The 16,258-nt window shown below is 64.7% G+C and carries 16 protein-coding genes and 1 tRNA gene; 7 read left to right on the top strand and 10 right to left on the bottom strand.

Annotated elements, in window-relative coordinates; genetic code table 11:
* Window positions 1-83: 83 nt before the first annotated feature.
* Complete coding sequence (locus AC3A43_RS00190) at window positions 84-344, top strand: hypothetical protein (RefSeq protein WP_487790536.1); 261 nt, start codon at window positions 84-86, stop codon at window positions 342-344.
* Here the strand turns inward: AC3A43_RS00190 and AC3A43_RS00185 are convergent.
* Both AC3A43_RS00185 and AC3A43_RS00180 read right to left on the bottom strand, forming a co-directional pair.
* A complete protein-coding gene (locus AC3A43_RS00185; protein WP_487791996.1) occupies window positions 328-1,104 on the bottom strand; it encodes a CDP-alcohol phosphatidyltransferase family protein in 777 nt (258 codons plus the stop codon). The two genes, AC3A43_RS00190 and AC3A43_RS00185, sit on opposite strands and share 17 nt — an antisense overlap.
* Before the next feature lie 13 nt (window positions 1,105-1,117).
* Window positions 1,118-1,852, bottom strand: coding sequence for a phosphatidylserine decarboxylase (locus AC3A43_RS00180; protein ID WP_487790535.1), 735 nt, complete (start codon window positions 1,850-1,852; stop codon window positions 1,118-1,120).
* A gap of 162 nt (window positions 1,853-2,014) precedes the next feature.
* On the opposite strand from AC3A43_RS00180, the gene AC3A43_RS00175 reads away from it, so the two are divergent.
* Window positions 2,015-3,229, top strand: coding sequence for an NADP-dependent isocitrate dehydrogenase (locus tag AC3A43_RS00175; protein ID WP_487790534.1), 1,215 nt, complete (start codon window positions 2,015-2,017; stop codon window positions 3,227-3,229).
* A gap of 66 nt (window positions 3,230-3,295) precedes the next feature.
* Window positions 3,296-5,077, top strand: a complete 1,782-nt coding sequence (locus tag AC3A43_RS00170; protein WP_487790533.1) for a cation:proton antiporter domain-containing protein — start codon at window positions 3,296-3,298, stop codon at window positions 5,075-5,077.
* Here the strand turns inward: AC3A43_RS00170 and AC3A43_RS00165 are convergent.
* Window positions 5,074-8,019 carry a M16 family metallopeptidase gene (locus AC3A43_RS00165; protein ID WP_487790532.1) on the bottom strand — a complete coding sequence of 982 codons (2,946 nt, stop codon included), beginning with the start codon at window positions 8,017-8,019 and terminating at the stop codon, window positions 5,074-5,076. The two genes, AC3A43_RS00170 and AC3A43_RS00165, sit on opposite strands and share 4 nt — an antisense overlap.
* 88 nt (window positions 8,020-8,107) lie before the next feature.
* Between AC3A43_RS00165 and AC3A43_RS00160 the strand changes: the two genes are divergently transcribed.
* Complete coding sequence (locus tag AC3A43_RS00160) at window positions 8,108-8,965, top strand: carbon-nitrogen hydrolase family protein (protein ID WP_487790531.1); 858 nt, start codon at window positions 8,108-8,110, stop codon at window positions 8,963-8,965.
* Between the two features lie 109 nt (window positions 8,966-9,074).
* On the opposite strand, the gene AC3A43_RS00155 is transcribed toward AC3A43_RS00160, so the two are convergent.
* Both AC3A43_RS00155 and AC3A43_RS00150 read right to left on the bottom strand, forming a co-directional pair.
* Window positions 9,075-9,308, bottom strand: coding sequence for a hypothetical protein (locus tag AC3A43_RS00155; protein ID WP_487790530.1), 234 nt, complete (start codon window positions 9,306-9,308; stop codon window positions 9,075-9,077).
* A 172-nt stretch (window positions 9,309-9,480) separates the two neighbouring features.
* On the bottom strand, window positions 9,481-10,278 hold the full coding sequence (locus tag AC3A43_RS00150; protein ID WP_487790529.1) for an NUDIX hydrolase: 798 nt from the start codon (window positions 10,276-10,278) through the stop codon (window positions 9,481-9,483).
* Window positions 10,279-10,388: 110 nt separating this feature from the next.
* On the opposite strand from AC3A43_RS00150, the gene AC3A43_RS00145 reads away from it, so the two are divergent.
* Window positions 10,389-11,012, top strand: a complete 624-nt coding sequence (locus AC3A43_RS00145) for a DUF4126 domain-containing protein (RefSeq protein ID WP_487790528.1) — start codon at window positions 10,389-10,391, stop codon at window positions 11,010-11,012.
* A gap of 11 nt (window positions 11,013-11,023) precedes the next feature.
* Here the strand turns inward: AC3A43_RS00145 and AC3A43_RS00140 are convergent, their stop codons facing one another.
* From AC3A43_RS00140 to AC3A43_RS00125, 4 genes are all read right to left on the bottom strand, one after another.
* The gene (locus tag AC3A43_RS00140; protein WP_487790527.1) at window positions 11,024-12,247 is read right to left on the bottom strand and encodes an NAD(P)/FAD-dependent oxidoreductase; all 1,224 of its coding nucleotides are present in this window, start codon (window positions 12,245-12,247) and stop codon (window positions 11,024-11,026) included.
* A gap of 94 nt (window positions 12,248-12,341) precedes the next feature.
* Window positions 12,342-13,037, bottom strand: coding sequence for a glutamine amidotransferase (locus AC3A43_RS00135; RefSeq protein WP_487791995.1), 696 nt, complete (start codon window positions 13,035-13,037; stop codon window positions 12,342-12,344).
* A gap of 169 nt (window positions 13,038-13,206) precedes the next feature.
* A complete protein-coding gene (locus AC3A43_RS00130; protein WP_487790526.1) occupies window positions 13,207-13,443 on the bottom strand; it encodes a hypothetical protein in 237 nt (78 codons plus the stop codon).
* On the bottom strand, window positions 13,443-14,495 hold the full coding sequence (locus AC3A43_RS00125) for a Leu/Phe/Val dehydrogenase (RefSeq protein ID WP_487790525.1): 1,053 nt from the start codon (window positions 14,493-14,495) through the stop codon (window positions 13,443-13,445). The genes AC3A43_RS00130 and AC3A43_RS00125 overlap by 1 nt, the downstream gene beginning before the upstream one ends.
* A 125-nt stretch (window positions 14,496-14,620) precedes the next feature.
* Here AC3A43_RS00125 and AC3A43_RS00120 point away from each other — a divergent pair, with 125 nt between their 5' ends.
* Both AC3A43_RS00120 and AC3A43_RS00115 read left to right on the top strand, forming a co-directional pair.
* A complete protein-coding gene (locus AC3A43_RS00120; RefSeq protein ID WP_487790524.1) occupies window positions 14,621-15,085 on the top strand; it encodes an Lrp/AsnC family transcriptional regulator in 465 nt (154 codons plus the stop codon).
* Window positions 15,086-15,193: 108 nt separating this feature from the next.
* Window positions 15,194-15,269: transfer RNA gene (locus tag AC3A43_RS00115), tRNA-Thr, on the top strand.
* Window positions 15,270-15,493: 224 nt separating this feature from the next.
* Here the strand turns inward: AC3A43_RS00115 and AC3A43_RS00110 are convergent.
* On the bottom strand, window positions 15,494-16,156 hold the full coding sequence (locus AC3A43_RS00110) for an alpha/beta hydrolase (protein ID WP_487790523.1): 663 nt from the start codon (window positions 16,154-16,156) through the stop codon (window positions 15,494-15,496).
* Between the last annotated feature and the right edge of the window lie 102 nt (window positions 16,157-16,258).

Genomic DNA, 16,258 nt, shown 5'->3' with positions numbered 1-16,258 from the left:
AACGGGAACATGGAACAAAAAGCTCAACGAAACCGTCACGGGTTAACAAAAGGTTTCGCACACGAAAGCCGAAAGGACAAGTCATGGTTCAGGTCGCAGCCGCTCTCCTCTTCACCCTCGCCGCCGGTCTCGGCGTCACGGTGATCCTGGCCATGCTCAAAAATAACGAGAATGCGATTCTCTCGGCGCTGCTCGGCGAAGGCGCCTTCCCGGTCGACGTTGCACCGCAGTCGGGGCCCGTTCCGCAGAAAATGACGCTGCGCCGGTCGCCGGCGCGCCGCGACGCTCCCCGCCCCGTCCGTGCCGCAGGTCGCATGCAGCCGGCGCTCAGCCGCGCCGCTTGACCTTCGCATAGCTCGCGAGGCCGAAAGGCAGCGCGATCACATAGAGTATGCACACAGCGAGCAGCGTCTGCCACGGCGCCGTGACGAGCGCGGCGCCCAGCAAGCCGACACCCGCCAGCGCGAACAAACGCCATGAGCGGCGCAGCCGGATCGACGACCAGCTGTAGGTCGGGATCGCCGAGATCATCAGCATCGCGACGCCGAGCGCCCATGGCATGACGACATACCATTCGCGGAACAGGTCGTTGCCGGTCACCAGCCACAGATAGACGGGGACGAACGACAGTCCGGCCCCCGCGGGTGCGGGAATGCCGGTCATGAAGCCCGCCGACTTGTGCGGTTGAAAGTCGGCATCCATGCGCGAGTTGAAGCGCGCAAGGCGCAGCGCGCAGCACACGGCCAGCGCCAGCGCGGCGGTCCAGCCGAATTTGGGCGCATCGGCGAGCGACCAGAGAAAAAGAATCATCGCCGGCGCAACGCCAAAGGCGATCACGTCCGACAGCGAATCGAGCTCGGCGCCGAATTTGCTCTGCGCGCGCAGCAGCCGCGCGATGCGGCCGTCCATGCCGTCGAGCACCCCGGCGACGATGATCATCGTCACCGCCGCGGCCCATTCGCCGCCGATAGCAAACCGGACGCCGGTCAGCCCCGAGCAGAGCGCAAGGATGGTGATCGCATTGGGCGCAAAGGCGCGCAGGCTGACCCCGGCGATGCGGCGCCCCGCGGCGTCGGGAATGATCTGCTCGTTCTCGCTCACCATGGGGTCGGTCACTTCATTGTCCGATGCCGTCGATCGTCTCGGCGATGCCGATCCGTGCAACGACGGTCTCGCCAGCGAGGGTGCGCTGACCGAGCAGGACTTGCGGCGTGGTTCCCGCGGGCAGGTAGACATCGACGCGGCTGCCGAAGCGGATCAGGCCGACGCGCTGGCCGGTCGTGAGTTCGTTGCCCATGGTGACGAAGGGCATGATGCGCCGCGCAACGAGGCCGGCGATCTGGGTGAAGCCGATGCGCACGCCGTCGGCGCGTTCGACGACGAAATGCTGACGCTCATTCTCTTCGCTCGCCTTGTCGAGATCGGCGTTCACGAACTTGCCGGGAATATAGACGAGCTTGCGCAGCGTCCCGGCGACGGGCGTGCGGTTGATGTGAACATCGAAGACGCTCATGAAAATCGAGACGCGGAGCATCGGCGCGGCGCCCAGCCCGTCGGGGCCCGCGATTTCGGGCGGCGGCGGAACCTCCGCGATCTGGGTGACGAGCCCGTCGGCGGGCGCAATGATGACATCGCCCCCCGCAGGCGTGACACGCACCGGATCGCGAAAGAAGGCGCCGACCCACACAGTGACGCCGAGCATCAGCCAGCCGACGATCTCCCAGCCGAGCAGCCAGAAACAGAGGGTGACGATACCGGCGATCAGAAGGAATTTGCGGCCTTCGGGATGGATCGACGGCCACTGCCACTTGATGCCGCCACCGGGGCGGTTCGAAGATATGATATTGGACATGGGCGTTCTTCTAGGGTGCAGCATCTGCACTGACAACGGATAAGGCGCGGCGATCGTTGCCATCGAGGCACAAGTCGGGAAACGACGGGGCAGTTGATCAATCGCCCTGCTTTGCCTAAGGCCCGCTGCAACTCCGACTCCCCAAGGAAAAAGGCTGTAAGCATGGGCAAGATCAAGGTAGCCAACCCGGTCGTCGAACTCGATGGCGACGAAATGACCCGGATCATCTGGCAGTGGATCCGCGAACGGCTGATCCTCCCCTATCTCGACATCGACCTGCATTATTACGATCTGAGCATCGAGATGCGCGACCAGACCGATGACAAGATCACGGTCGATGCCGCCAATGCGATCAAGAAGCATGGCGTCGGCGTGAAGTGCGCGACGATCACCCCCGACGAACAGCGCGTCGAGGAATTCGGCCTCAAGAAGATGTGGAAGTCGCCGAACGGCACGATCCGCAACATTCTGGGCGGCGTCGTGTTCCGCGAACCGATCGTGATGAAGAACGTGCCCAGGCTCGTCCCCGGCTGGACCGACCCGATCGTCGTCGGCCGCCACGCGTTCGGCGACCAGTATAAGGCGACCGACTTCCGTGTCCCCGGCCCCGGCAAGCTGCGCCTCGTGTTCGAGGGCGAAGACGGCAAGGTCATCGACGAAGAAGTGTTCCTGTTCCCCTCGTCGGGCGTCGCAATGGCGATGTACAACCTCGACGATTCGATCCGCGACTTCGCGCGCGCCAGCCTCAACTATGGCCTCGCGCGCAAGTGGCCGGTGTATCTGTCGACCAAGAACACGATCCTGAAAGCCTATGACGGCCGCTTCAAGGACATCTTCGAGGAAGTTTTCAACGCCGAATTCAAGGCCGATTTCGACGCCGCGGGCATCGTTTACGAACATCGCCTGATCGACGACATGGTCGCATCGGCGCTCAAATGGTCGGGCAAGTTTGTCTGGGCCTGCAAGAATTACGATGGCGACGTCCAGTCGGACACCGTCGCGCAGGGATTTGGCTCGCTCGGCCTGATGACCAGCGTGCTGATGACCCCCGACGGCCAGACGGTCGAATCCGAAGCCGCGCACGGCACTGTCACCCGCCACTATCGCATGCATCAGCAGGGCAAGGCGACCTCGACCAACCCGATTGCGTCGATCTTTGCGTGGACCGGCGGTCTGAAGCATCGCGGCAAGCTCGACGACAATGCCGAGCTGATCAAATTCGCCGACGACCTCGAAAAGGTCTGCGTTGCGACGGTCGAAAGCGGCAAGATGACCAAGGATCTGGCGTTGCTGATCGGTCCCGACCAGAACTGGCTGACCACCGAAGGCTTCTTCGAGGCGATCGTCGAAAATCTCGAAAAGAAGATGGGCAGCTGAAAACAACCAAAAAGGTTGGGTTAGTCCTCTAGCCAATCGGGGCCGGCCTGCATAAGGTCGGCCCTTATGGTATCGGAAGCAGAAACCTCCGCCATCGGCAATGCGCTGGTGGTCCTCGGCGCCGCGGGCATCGTGATCCCGGCGTTCGCGCGCTTTCGCCTGCCGCCCGTGATCGGGTTCATCCTCGTCGGTCTGCTCGTCGGACCCTCGGGGCTCGGCGCGCTGGCGGGCGACTATCCGTGGCTGAAACATATCACGATCGGATCGACCGACGACATCGCGCTCTTCGCCGAATTCGGCATCATCCTGCTGCTCTTCTCGATCGGGCTCGAGCTGTCGTTCCGTCGCCTTTGGCAACTCAGAAAGCTGGTGTTCGGGATCGGCGCCGCCGAACTGCTGCTCGGCGGGCTGATCCTCGGCGTCGCGCTCAAGCTGGTCGGCGGCTATTCGACGCCCGCCGCTTTCGGGCTCGGGATCGCGCTCGCGCTGTCGTCGACCGCGCTGGTGCTGCCGATCGCGGGCACCAAATCGGCGGTCGGCCGCGCCTCCTTCTCGATGCTGTTGTTCGAGGATCTGGCGATCGTCCCGATCATCTTCATCCTCGGCGCGCTCGCGCCGAACGCCGCGGCCGACAACACCGAAGTGCTGCTGACCACCCTGTGGCAGGGCGTCGTTGTCGTTGCGGTGCTCGCGGTCGCGGGCTGGTTCCTGCTGCCGCGCATCTTTGCGCAGGCCGCGCGCGCCAAGGACCCCGAACTGTTCCTCGCCGCCAGTCTGCTCGTCGTCATCGTCGCGGCGATGGCGACCGCGGCGGTCGGCCTGTCACCGATCGTCGGCGCGCTGCTAGCGGGGCTGATGATCGCCGAAACCGAATATCATAACGAGGTTGAGGCGATCACCGCGCCGTTCAAGGGGCTCGCGCTCGGGGTGTTCCTGATCAGTGTCGGGATGGGACTGAACCTCAAGACAATCGCCGAGCAATGGCCACAATTGATCGTCGCGGTCGTCGGCGTCATCGTCATCAAGGCGTTCGTCACCGCGGCGCTGCTCCGCTTTTCCAATGTTGCCCGGCGCGGCACCGCGGCCGAGGTCGGCTTGCTGATGTCGAGCCCGTCCGAAACGACCCTGATCGTGCTCGCGACGGCGCTCCAGGCGCAAATCATCAGCCGCAGCTCGGCCGAATTCTGGCAGCTGGTCACCGCGATCGGATTGACGATCACGCCTTTGCTGGCGCGTATCGGCCACGATATCGCGCGGCGGATCGAGATGCGGACCGGCGAAGGACAGCCAGAGGAAACACCCGAGGGCCGCACCGTCGTCGTCGGCTTTGGCCGCGTCGGCCACACCGTCGCCGAATTGCTGCGCGAACATGGGCGGCCCTATATGGCGGTCGACGCCGACATCGACACCGTTGCCGCGGCGCGGCGCGACGGCTTCATCGTTCGCTTTGCCGACGTCGCGCGGCCGGGCGCCCTCGACAAGCTAGGCATCGAGACCGCCAACGCGGTCGTCCTCACCATGGACGATCCGGTGCAACAGCTCCGCATGACGCGCCAGCTGCGCCAGAAATATCCCGAGCTGCCGATCATCAGCCGCGCGCGCGACGCCGACCATGCCGCGGTCCTCTATCAGGCGGGCGCGAGCGATGCGGTTCCCGAGACGCTCGAAAGCTCGCTGCAACTGGCCGAAGCGGTGTTGATCGACCTGGGCGTTGCGATGGGGCCCGTCATCGCGTCGATCCACGACGTGCGTGCGAAGATGCGGCACGACATCATGACGAAGGGCAAGCTGGAGAACGAGCCCCGCATCCGGCGGACGCGGCGACCCGTGGCCGGCAGCGACGCCTAGCGCCCGCCTGCTGCCGGCGCCGACGCCGACGCCGACGCCGCTCCCAACCCCGAGGCGTCGGCCAATGTCATCCCCTTGGGCAGAATCGCCAGCGACCATTGGCGTTCGGGCGTCAGATATTGCCGCGCCAGCCGCTGGACGTCGGCGGCGGTAACCGCCGAGATATCATCCTGAATCGACAGCGCCGCCGCAGTGACACGCGGGTCGCGGGTCGCGCCTTCGAGCAGGAACATCCAATAGACATTGCCCGTCGAGGCGCGCGCAACCTGTTCGCGGATCGGGCCGGCGTTGCGCGTCAGTTCGTCGGCAGTGACCGGCTTTGTCACGAGGTCGGCCGCGATATCCCGCGCGATGCCGTAGAACCGATCGAGATCCTTCGGTGCGAGCAGGCTGCCGACGAGCAGATATCCGCCGGTGTCGAACCCGGTCGGCCAATGGCTGTCGACGACGGGGCCATAGCTTGCCCCCTGTTCGGCGCGGAGCCGGTCGAAGAGGCGGTCGTTGAAGATCGCCGCGAGGACTTCGAGCCCGCGGGCGTCGCGCGGGCTGGCCAAGCCGCCGCTGGTCGGCCAGGCGGTCATCGCTGCCGCTTGGCCCTGTTGACCGCGATGATAGGCAATCTCGGGAACCGTGACATGCCTGGCAAAATCGACGCGCTGCCCGGCGGGCGGCGCCAATGTCCCGCGCGGCGGCAGGGCGCCGAGCGTTTCGGCGAGGATCTTGCGATAATCGACCGTTTCGAGGTCGCCAAAAATCTGAACTTCGATCGGCCCGCTGGCGAGCCGCGGTTCCCAGAAGGCGCGGAAGGCCGCCGGGGTCAGCGCTTCGATCTGCGCCTTGTCGGGCGCGGCCCAGCGTGCGTCATTGTTCGTCAGCCAGCCGCGCAAATTGCGGTCGAGCACCGCATTGGGGGTGGCGTCATTGAGGTCGTATCCGGTCAAAAAACCAATGCGCAGCCGTTCGATCGGTGCCGGATCCCAGCGCGGCTGAGCCAATTTGCCGGCGATCAGTCGCATCTGGTCGGCAAGGTCGGCCGGGTTGCTCTCGGCCGACAGTTCGAACGCATCGTCGTCGATCGCAAAGTTCATCTGGATCTGCCGCCCGTTGGTCAGCTGGTCGATCTCATTCTGGCCCCACGGCCCGATGCCGCTGGCGACCAGAGCATAATCGCCGGTCCACAGCAGGTTCGGCGCGTCGGCGGCGACGCTGCGGTTGCCGGTGCCGAAGCGCACATTGACGCGAACCTTGCCCGGTTCGACCTTGTTGTTCGAAATCAACGCGGTGACGCCATTGGCAAATTCGATGCGTTCGGCGCGCAGACCAAGGATGTTGCTCGTCGAGGCGATCGTGCCCGGCTTGCCAGGAGCGGGCAGCTGTTTGAAATCGGCCTTCACCGTCGCGAGCCGGTCGTCGCGCGCGGTCACCGGAGCCTTCAGCGCCGCGAGCACGGCGGCATCGCCGCCCGCCGCGGTCGGCGTCGTCAGCACGACGCGCGTTACGGGCGCGGCGAAGATCGCCTTGCTGATGTCGAGCATCACCTTTGGCGTTGCGGATGCGCGGATCGCCTTGAACATGTCGACCTGCCCCTGCGGGCTGGTCACCGTTTCGCCGATATCGACCGCGCGCACCATGTCGTCGGCGAGACGCGCACCCGGCTCGTTCCGCGCATTTTCCAGTTCCTTGACCAGAAACGCCTGAATCTCGTTGGCTTCGCGGTCGATGTCCGCCTGCGACGGCGGCGTGCGGACCGCATCGGCGATCACGCCGCGGACGTCCGCAAGCGCCGCTTTCCAGTCGCTGAGCGGAACGATCGACGCCATCGTCACATCGACGCTGCGGCTCACATATTGCTGCTCGACCGTCGCGACCAGATAGCTGCCGCCGCTACGCGCCCGATTTTCCAGCCGCCGGTTGACGAGCGCCTGCGCGATGAACTCGAGATAGAGACGCCGGGTGTTTTCAACCGTGTCGATCCGCTTTTTCCATGGACGCACCATGGCCAGCGTCAGCGCGAGCGGCTGATTCGCCTCGACGATTTCGCGCGCGGCGGGTGCTTTGGGGTCGGGTTTGCCGAAATCGGGATTGGCCGGATTCGGGCCGTCGGCTTTCCAGTCGCCATAATATTTAGCGACCAGCCCGGCGAGCACGGCCGGGTCGGCATCGCCGACGATGACCACGACCGCGCGGTCGGGGCGATACCAGCGGTTATGAAAGGCGGTGACCGAGGTGGCGCTCGCCTTGCCCAGCGATGCGGTCGTGCCGATCGGCGAACGGTCGCCGAGGAGCTGGCCGGCGAACAGATGCGCATTGGTCGCGTCGGCGATCCGCTTTTGCGGACCGTCCGATTCGCGCAATTCAGACATGACGACGCCGCGCTCCGCAGCAACCGCGAGTTCGGAAATGCGCGGTTCGCGGACCATGCCCGACAGCAATTTCATGCTCTCGTCGAGGTTGGCGGGCGTAACGCTGGGCAGATCGAGCTGGTACACCGTCTGGGTCGGCGTCGTCTGCGCGTTCGAATCGCTGCCGAAGGTCACCCCGAACCGCTGCCAGATGCGCTTGGCTTCGCCGTCGGGAATATGCTCCGAACCGCGAAAGGTCAGATGCTCGAGCAAATGGGCGTAGCCGCGCTCCTGCTCGGTTTCGAACATTGAGCCGACATCCATGCGGACGCGAATCGAGACCTGCCCGGGGGGGACGCCATTGTTGCGCACCGCATAGCGCACGCCGTTGGGGAGGACGCCGAATTGCCACGCCGTATCGCGCGGAATGTCGCTGCCGACATAGAGCCAGTCGCCGCTCTTTGCCTGCATGCCCGCATTTGTCGGTGCGCCACCTTGCGCGCTGGCAACGGGCCCGGCCAGCAGCAACGCGGCGGCAGCGCCGGCGAAAAGGAGGGATCGGGTCAAACGAAGCGGCGCGCGCGCGGAAAAATATACCATCGGCGCATCTTATCGCCTTCGAACCTTGCTGGCCACTGAACTGTCACGAGCGCTTGTCCTGCGGCCACCGCGGGCTTAGCCAGCTGTTATGGACAATCACCCCGCCCCGCTCGCCGCACTGGTCCAGATGACGAGCGGCATCGACCCCGCCGCGAATCTGGCGACCATCGACCATGCCGTCGGCGAAGCGGCCGCGGGCGGCGCCGCGATGGCGTTCCTGCCCGAAATGTCGCTGCTGCTCGACCGCGATCGCGCGCGATCGGGTGCGCATATCGCCCGTGAAGCCGACAGTCCGTGGCCTGCGGCGCTCCAGGCCATCGCGCAAAAGCATGGGATATGGCTGCATTCGGGGTCGATTCCGCTCCTCGCCGACGATGGCGAGCGGCGCGTGAACCGCAGCCATGTCATTGCCGCCGACGGCAGCATCCGCGCGCGCTATGACAAGGTGCATATGTTCGATGTCACCCTGCCATCGGGTGAGAATTGGCAGGAATCGGCGGCCTATGCCGGGGGTGCCACGCTGTCTGTCGTCGATACGCCGCTGGGACAGCTGGGGCTCAGCGTCTGCTATGATCTGCGTTTTCCGGAGCTCTATCGCGCGCTGGTCGATCGCGGCGCGACACTGATCGCGATCCCTGCGGCCTTCACCGTGTCGACGGGCGAGGCGCATTGGCACGTCCTGATGCGCGCAAGGGCGATCGAGACCGGCTGTCATGTCCTTGCTGCTGCGCAAAGCGGCACGCATCAGGATGGCCGGCAGACCTATGGTCACAGCGTGGCGGTCGATCCGTGGGGAGCGATCCTCGCCGACGCAGGGGCAACAGCGGATGTCGGCGGGAAGGGCTATGCGCTGGCGCTGGCGCCCGTCGACGCGGCAGCGATGCAGCGGGCGCGGCAGGCGATCCCGCTCGCGCGGTCGCGGGCGAACCGGGCCGTCACGCTCTAATTCGCATCGAGCCGCGCGTTGAGCGGTGACTGCGGAAATTTATGCGCCGGAATAAACAAAGGGCCCCGAGCGAAGCTCGGAGCCCTTTGAAAAACTCTGGTTAGCCAGATCAGCCCGGGCTGGTCGGCGAATCGTCGTCGTTGTCCGACGCGATGATGATGCCACCAACGACAGCAACGAGAGCGAGGATAGCGATGATCCAGCTGGTGCTGCCTTCGAGTTCGCTCTGGCCATCAACAGCCGAAGCTGCGGTTGCTGCGGGAGCAGCCGAAGCGGCGACCGGCGCCGCGATCATCGAGGTTGCTGCGAGAGAGATCGCAGCCTTCTTAAGCAGGTTCATCATATTCTCCGTCCACTGGATTACTTTTGTCGAATCACACCGAAGATCACTCCCCGGTCTGCTTCTGCAGGGCCCTCTTAGGCACAGCATACAGCAATTGCAACGACGTTTTGCCCTACCCCGCCAATTCTTAGTAAATTCTAAATAAGGAAAAAGTTGTTGCATCGCCCCCGTTTTATCCGCGTCGTACGCGCTCAAAGGATTCGCTCGTGACAGGGTAACCAAGATGCTCGGGAATGCAGAGAAAGGCCTGCCCGTCGCGATCTTCGATCCAGGGGGTCACCAGCTCGACCGGAAACTGGCCGCAATGCTCGGAAAATCTGGAAAAATCGGCGGCGCTCGCGAGGCGCTCGAGATTGCGGCGAGTAGGAAAGATCACAGCCACTTCGCCGCTGTCGGCCATCGCCAGCGTGTCCTTCGCGCTGGCCCAGAAAATATGGCTGTGCTCGGCCTTCTCGACGGTAAGCTCATGACCGTGCGGCGGCGCGGCGACGGCATAGAAGCGCGTATCAAAGGTGCGCGCCTCTTTGAAGTTCGGGCACCACCGCGCGAAAGGGACGAATGATTCCAGTTTGATTCGCTCGCCGCGCGCCGCGAGGATGTCGGACAGCAAGGTCCCGGCGAGCAGCGCCCGGCGCACATCGGCGACATCGTTTTCGGCGAGCCCCGGCCAGCCGACCGCAAGCCCCGTTTCCTCGAGCGTCTCGCGCAGCGCCGCGACCCGCGCCGCGCCGTCGGCTTCATCGACGCCGACGTCATAAAGACGTGCCACCCGGTAATCGTCGGGATCGACCCGGCCGCCGGGAAACACCACTGCGCCCGCCGCGAAAGCCATGCTCGTCGACCGCTTGACCATCAAAATCTCGTCGGGTCCGCCGCCATCGGCGGGCCGCATGATGACAAGCGTCGCCGCGGGGATGGCACCGTCGGGCAAGACCTCGGTCGGCGGCGGCGGCAAAGATGCATCAGTCATGGTCTGATCGATAACCGCGCCGCCGCACCTTGTCATCCCGGCATTGCGGGCATGCGCGCGCAGGTGCAAGATGACGCACGACCGAGGGATCCGGGACGGGGAGCAGGATATTGGGAATCGTCGAGATTTTGGGCGTCGCCGGCAGTCTGAGCCTCCTCGCCGGCTGGCGGCTCTATCTGACCATATTGGCCACCGGCACCGCGATGCATTTCGGCTGGCTGCCGCTGCCCGAACATCTTGCAGCGCTTCAGGTGCTCGCCAACCCCTGGGTTCTGGGGGTCGCGGCGGTCGGCACCCTTGCCGAATTCCTCGCCGACAAGATCGCCTGGGTCGATTCGATCTGGGACACGGTCCACAGCATCATCCGCCCGCTCGGCGGCGCGCTGCTCGCGCTGGCGCTCGTCGATTCCTCGGACCCGGCATGGCAGGTCATCGCCTTCCTGCTGGGCGGCGGCGGCGCGCTGCTGAGCCACGGGGCGAAGGCGACGACGCGCGCGGTCGTCAATGTCAGCCCCGAACCGTTCAGCAACGCCGTGGTGTCGACGGGCGAAGATGTCGCAACGGGCGGGTTGCTCGCGCTTGCCATTGCTTACCCGCCGTTCGCGATCGTCATCGCCATCCTGCTCGCGGTGGCGGCGGTCATCGTGATCATCGCGCTGCGCCGACTGCTCCGCAATATCAAGGCGACGCTGAAGCGGGCGCTGGGCGATGAACCGCCGCCGATTGACGCATAGCCGATGTGGCGTCAGGCGGGGAGCAGCGCCTTCAGCGGGGTTTCGCTGTCGGCAAGCTGTTCTGCCGTCGCCATCAGGCCTGCGGTAACGATCATGCGGCCCTGGACATAATCTCTGGTCGCATTGACGCAGTCGAGCGCGATCACCCGGCCCGCCTTGAGGTAGACGACCGAGAAGCTGCGCGTCGCGGGATCGCCGCGCAGGACTGCCTGATCGTGCCCGGTCGACAGGCCCGCGGTCTGCAGTTTGAGGTCATATTGGTTCGACCAGAACCACGGGATCGCATGATAGGCGGCCTCGTCGCCGACGATGCCCTTGGCGACGACATTGGCCTGATCATTGGCGTTCTGGACCGACTCAAGCCGAATCTCCGCTCCTTCGGCAAAGTCGTTCACATGCGCCGCGCAGTCGCCGATCGCATAGACGTCGGGCAGGCTCGTCTTGCAGAGCCGGTCGACGCGCACGCCGTTACCGCAATCGGCGCCGGCGGCGACGAGCGGCTCGACCGCGGGGACGATGCCGATACCCACGATCACCAGATCGGCTGGGATGATTTCGCCGTCGGAGAGCCGGACGCCGGTGACGCGGTCGGTTCCCTCGATTGCGTCGACGCAGACGCCAAGGTGCAGTTCGACGCCATGGTCGCGATGCTCTTTTTCGTAAAACCGGGAGAGATCTTCGCCCGCGACACGCGCGAGCACGCGATTCTGCGCTTCGAGCAGCACGACCTTCTTGCCCGCCTTGGTGAGGACCGCCGCGGCTTCGAGCCCGATATAGCCGCCGCCGATCACGACGATCTGCTTTGCCGTCTCCGACGCCGCCTTCATCGCATCGGCATCGGCGCGCGTGCGCACGCCCTGCACGCCGGGCAAGTCGCCGCCCGGGATCGGCAGCATCCGCGGGTGGCCGCCGGTCGCCCAGACGAGCTTGCCATAGCCGATCGTTTCGCCGCCATCGGTGGTGACATTGTGCGCGGCCGGATCGACGCTGGCGACACGCTTGCCGAGCAGCATCGTCACCTCGCGCTCGTCCCAATATTTGGCGGGGCGCAGCTGGATGCGTTCGAATTCCTTCTCGCCCGCGAAATATTCCTTCGACAAGGGCGGACGCTCATAGGGAAGCTCGGGCTCCTCGCCGATGATCGCGATGCTGCCTTCGAACTTTTGCGTGCGCAGCATGATCGCCACCTGCGCCCCGCCATGCCCCGCGCCCACTATCACCACGTCGAACTGCATCGTCTCGCCTCCGGCTACCCGTCAGGCGCCCCTTGCACGCGCCCGCGAGCGAGGCAAGCGGGTGCCGCCTCGTCCTGACGAAAGAAAATTTGGGTCAGTCCGACAGGCCGGCCAGCCATTCGGCGATCATCGCCCGCCCCGCCACGACGGCCGAGGGACCATGCCGCCGATGGAGGTCGCGCATCCCGTCGACGCAGCCGCCGGTTTCGGCCAGCACATCGGGCCATTGGCGAAGCCATTCGTCGAAGCGCGGATCGAGGCCCATTTCGCCGTGAAACTGCAGCGCCAATATATTGTTGCCGCGACGGAACGCCTGATGTGGATAGGCCGCGGTCGATGCCAGAAGCTCGACATCGCGTGGAAGGTCGAAGGTGTCGCCGTGCCAGTGGAGCACCGGCACATCGGCAAGATGGCGCAGCGGCGAGGTGACATCGACGAAGGTCAGCGGATGAAATCCGACCTCCTTCGCCGGCCCGGGATAGACGCGCGCGCCCATCGCCGCGGCCATCATCTGCGCCCCGAAGCAGACGCCGAGCGTCGGCCGCCCGGCATCGAGCCGCCGCGCCAGCCGCCGCATCTGGCACGCAATCCACGGATGCCGGTCCTGCTCATACACCCCCATCGGCCCGCCCATCATGATCAGCAGATCGGGTTCGGCGAGGTCGACCGCGCCGAACCCCGGATCGCATACATCGATCCGCGCAAGATCATATCCCGCGGCCTCGATCGGCGCGCGATAGCCCGCGATCCCCTCATGCGGGACGTGGCGGATGATGAGTCCGGTTCTGATCTTCTGCTTCTGCGGCATGAGGCGATGAATCGAGTGGTTGCTGCGCTGTTTCGAATGCCCGCAGTCCAGCCAGGCAATCGCCCTGATGACACTCTACCAAAACAGTAGAGATACTGTTGCGGCCCGTAGCTGAGCTTGGCTCCGTTCGCTACGGGCCGCCATCGACCCTCTAGGCCGCCAGTTCCTCGAGCTCGGACCCGGTCACCGCAACCACCTCGCCCAGCTTTGCCGCAATCACCCTCGCCTGCCGGGTATCGAGGCCTCCGACGGTCACATCGATCCGCATATGGCCCGGCAGGACATGCATCTTCATCTCGGCGGGGACGATCGATCGTTGCGCGAAATATCCCGCGACACGCAGCAGCGATTGCGGGTCGAGGATCGCATCGATCCGGAAACGATGCATCAGGCAGCCACACGCTGCGCGCTGGCGATCACCGCCTCGGCCATTTCGTCGGCGACCACCGCGGGCGAGCGGCCTTCGCGCGCCGCGCGTTCGAGCAGCGCCCCGACGCGCGGCCCGATCCCGGCTACCCGAACCGCGACATCGCGCTCGTCCTCGCCCAGATATTCGGCCGAAACATTGATGATCCCGCCAGCATTGACGACATAGTCGGGCGCATAGGCGATGCCGCGGTCGAGCAGCAGCGCCGCGACATCGGGCGTCGCAAGCTGGTTGTTCGCGGCGCCGCACACGAGCTTCGCTTTCATCCGCCCGACGCTCTCGCGATCGAGCGCACCGCCGAGCGCGCAGGGCGCGAAGATATCGGCATCGACCGACGCGATTTCGGACACATCGACGACCTTTGCACCATGCACCGCCTGCAACCGGTCGCGGCGCACGGGGTTGACGTCGGCGATCACAAGCCGCGCGCCGGCATCGGCTAGGCGGCGGCAAAGGTCGGCGCCGACATTGCCGGTGCCCTGCACCGCGACGGTCAGGCCCTCGAGCCCCCTCCCCAGAGCAAACTCCGCCGCGACCTGCATCGCGTCGAATACACCTTTCGCGGTCCATGGCGACGGATCCCCGCCCGCGCGCCCCTCTGCGGACGGCAAGCCCGCGACGTGGCGCGAAGCGGTCGCGACCTCCTGCATATCGGCGACCGACGTCCCGACATCTTCGGCCGTCACATACAGACCGCCCAATTGTTCGACCGCACGGCCGAACGCCCGGAACAGTGCGACCCGGTCCCATTCGCCCTCGGGCCGCCGCAGCACCGCCTTCGCACCGCCAAGCGGCAGCCCGGCGAGCGCATTCTTATAGCTCATGCCCTCGGCAAGCCGGACGGCATCGGCGAGCGCGTGGCTCGCATCGGAATAGGACCACAGGCGGCAACCGCCGGCCCCCGGCCCCAAGGCGGTCGAGTGGATCGCAATGAAGCCGTCGAGTCCCGCTTCCAGATCATAAAGGCGCACGCATTCGAGCGGCGGAGCCAGACGGGAAAGACGGACGACCATGAAACACTCTCCTTTGATTGAGCGCCGGTTGTCGCATTTCCGTTTTGGGCAAACTTGATCGATTATCGGGAGCGAGAGAAGATTATGGGATATTATGATCCAGATATTTGCGATATGAGAATATAATGACCGATCTGGATCCATTCGAGATAAAAATTCTCCGCGAATTGCAGCGCGACGCGAATCAGACGACGGCGGAGATCGCCGAGCGCGTCGGGCTGTCGGTGTCGCCGTGCTGGCGCCGCATCGATCGCCTCGAGCGCGAGGGGTTCATCAAGAAACGCGTCGCGATCATCGACCGGCGCAAGGTCGGGCTCAACGCACATGTTTTCGCGCAGGTGAAGCTCAACGCCCATGGCCGCGCCAACCTCGACGAATTCAGTGCCACGATCCGCGGGTTTCCCGAAGTGCTCGACGCTTATGTGCTGATGGGCACGACCGATTTCATGCTGCGCATCGTGGCGAAGGATATCGACGCCTATGAACGCTTCTTCTTCGACCAGCTGAGCAAGCTGCCCGGGGTGCAGGAAATCAACTCGACCGTGGCGCTGTCCGAAATCAAGGCGACGACCGAATTGCCGCTGGGTTAGAATTGCGCGACGGGCCACCTCACCTCTTGCGGCTCCAAACGCGAACACGCTATCGTGCGCAAGGACGCTTGTTTTCACCCGGAGGCGCTGCTAGTGGCGCCCCTCGTTGCCGCTTTAGCTCAGTTGGTAGAGCACATCATTCGTAATGATGGGGTCACAGGTTCGAGTCCTGTAAGCGGCACCACTCCCCCAAAATCCCTGAATAACGAGCGCCTTGATGGACGCCTCTCGCCAACTGCAGCGCATCGGTCTTGCACAATGGCTCATCTCAAACTCTTCTAACCGTCTCAGAATCGTAGAAGGATGCCCCACAAATGCCGTACCCGCACGGGCAACAGCATCGGGACTCATGGCCGCTTTTAGCCGTTTGTAATCAGTCTGATTTCGGGGCTCTATGCTGAAACGCGGTCACGACGTCCGATCAAAGGCCGCCGACACAAAATCTCGGCCAAGCCGCAGGCCAACGGGATCGACGCTGTGCGCTACCCCGTAGGATATGTGGGTCGTGACCTCGACGCCAAGTCGTTTGAGTTCGCTCTCTGACATATGAAGCGCGGCGATCGGAACCACCGGATCGGCGGTTCCGTGCACCAACAAGACCGGTGGCTTCGCGAGATCGTCGGACGCAAGCCCCATCGTTCCGGCGAGCATCCCCGAATATCCGACCACCGCGGCTACCGCCCGCGGCCGGCGTAGCCCGATGTGCAGCGCCATCATCGTGCCCTGGCTAAAGCCGACGAGTGCCAGGTCGGCCTCGGCCAGCCCATATTGGGCCAGCTTGCGATCGATAAAGGCGTCGATGGCGGGCGCTGCCGAGGCCGCGCCGGCTGCCAGCGCCGACGGCGCAAATCCTGACAATCCCCACCATTGATAGCCAGCCCCCATCATTCCGCATCGCTGCGGCGCGTGCGGCGCAAGGAATAATGTATCGGGAAGCGCTTCCTGCCATTGCGGTGCGAGCGAGATCATATCGGTGCCGCTCGAACCAAAGCCGTGGAGCAGCAAGACGATCTTTTTGGGCGGTGCTCCCGAGCGTGGCTTCAGGCTGGCACCATTAACAATTTTGGACAATGATATCGTCTCTCATATTGTCGAAGGCCGCTTGTCCGTGGCCGCCGTTCTGGCTGGGGTGGCGAGGTTTGAGCAGCCCTATAGATAGAAGCGCCAACGGCA

Source organism: Sphingopyxis sp. Soil_C_28, from assembly GCF_057657055.1.
This window is presented reverse-complemented; position numbering and strand designations above follow the sequence as displayed.